The following is a 1,337-nucleotide window of genomic DNA, read 5'->3' as shown; positions in this document are numbered from 1 at the left end:
ATGAGAGTGTAAAATATCTTGTGTAAATAGAAAAAAGGAAGCCCCTTCTGTAGAATAGAGTTACCACACTACATTCACAGAAAAGAGGACTTCCCTATGAACAATCTTACTACAGATATCTTACAGACTCTAGCCACAAAAGGTGATTTAAACGAATGTTTTCGTTCTCATCTAGAATTGGCCGTAAATACACTCTTAAGAACGGAATTGACCGTCTTTTTAGATTATGAGAAGTATGAGCGGATTGGTTTCCATTCAGGTAACTCTCGCAATGGCACCTATGACCGTAAGGTCAAAACAGAATATGGTGAACTTAAGCTACAGATTCCACGTGATCGTAATGGTGAATTTAAACAACAGACGCTTCCTGCATATAAAAGAACCAATGAGACGTTGGAAGAAACGATTATTCATCTCTTTCGAAAAGGGATCACGATGTCTGAAATTGCCGATTTGATCGAGAAAATGTATGGTCATCATTATACGCCGCAGACGATGTCCAACATGACAAAAGTCTTTTCTGAAGAAGTCGCTGCTTTTAAAAAACGTCCACTAAATGATCATTATGCCGCTATTTATCTGGACGCTACCTACATTCCCTTGAAACGTAAAACAGTAGATAAAGAAGCGATTCATATAGCGGTTGGAATCCGTCCAGATGGCGCCAAAGAAGTGCTCGGTTATGCTATTGCCCCTAATGAGTCTACTGTTACTTGGAAAGAGCTATTAGAAGACTTGATAAGCCGTGGGGTTAAATCCGTTCTCCTCTTTGTGACCGATGGTCTTAAAGGGATAAAAGATACGATTCATCAAACGTTTCCTCAGGCTGCTTATCAACACTGTTGTGTTCATGTTTCTCGCAATATCGCTAGTAAAGTACGCGTAGCTGATCGAAGAGAAGTATGTGAAGATTTTAAAGCTGTTTACCAAGCAGACTCACGAGAAAAAGCGATAGAAGCTCGACTTAATTTTGTAGAGAAATGGCACACCAGCTACCCTAGAGTAACCAAAGCGGTCTTAGAGAACGACAGTTTACTGACGTTCTATGACTTTCCTGTTTCAATCCGTAGGAGCTTGTATTCCACTAATTTGATTGAGTCTTTCAACAAACAAATTAAAAAATATAGTCGGCGTAAAGAGCAGTTTCAGAATGAAGAATCTATGGATCGCTTTTTAGTTTCAAATTTCGATCTTTACAATCAGAAATTTTTAACCCGAAGCCACCGCGGTTTCCAGCAAGCTGAAGCAGAGCTATGGGAAATGTTTGGAACACTAGCAGAGAGCTGATTTTTTTACAGAAGGAATTCTTTATTTACACAAACTTCTTGACGCTCCCT

General features: G+C 39.3%; 1 protein-coding gene. It reads left to right on the top strand.

Going from position 1 to position 1,337, the window contains the following annotated elements:
• Nucleotides 1–96: 96 nt before the first annotated feature.
• Nucleotides 97–1,287 carry an IS256 family transposase gene (locus FEZ33_RS12190; protein WP_138405609.1) on the top strand — a complete coding sequence of 397 codons (1,191 nt, stop codon included), beginning with the start codon at nucleotides 97–99 and terminating at the stop codon, nucleotides 1,285–1,287.
• Nucleotides 1,288–1,337: the final 50 nt, after the last annotated feature.

Source organism: Ruoffia tabacinasalis (assembly GCF_005864045.1).
Lineage (GTDB): Bacteria > Bacillota > Bacilli > Lactobacillales > Aerococcaceae > Ruoffia > Ruoffia tabacinasalis.
Note: the sequence above shows the minus strand (reverse complement) of the source record. Positions and strands in the feature narration are given on the sequence as shown.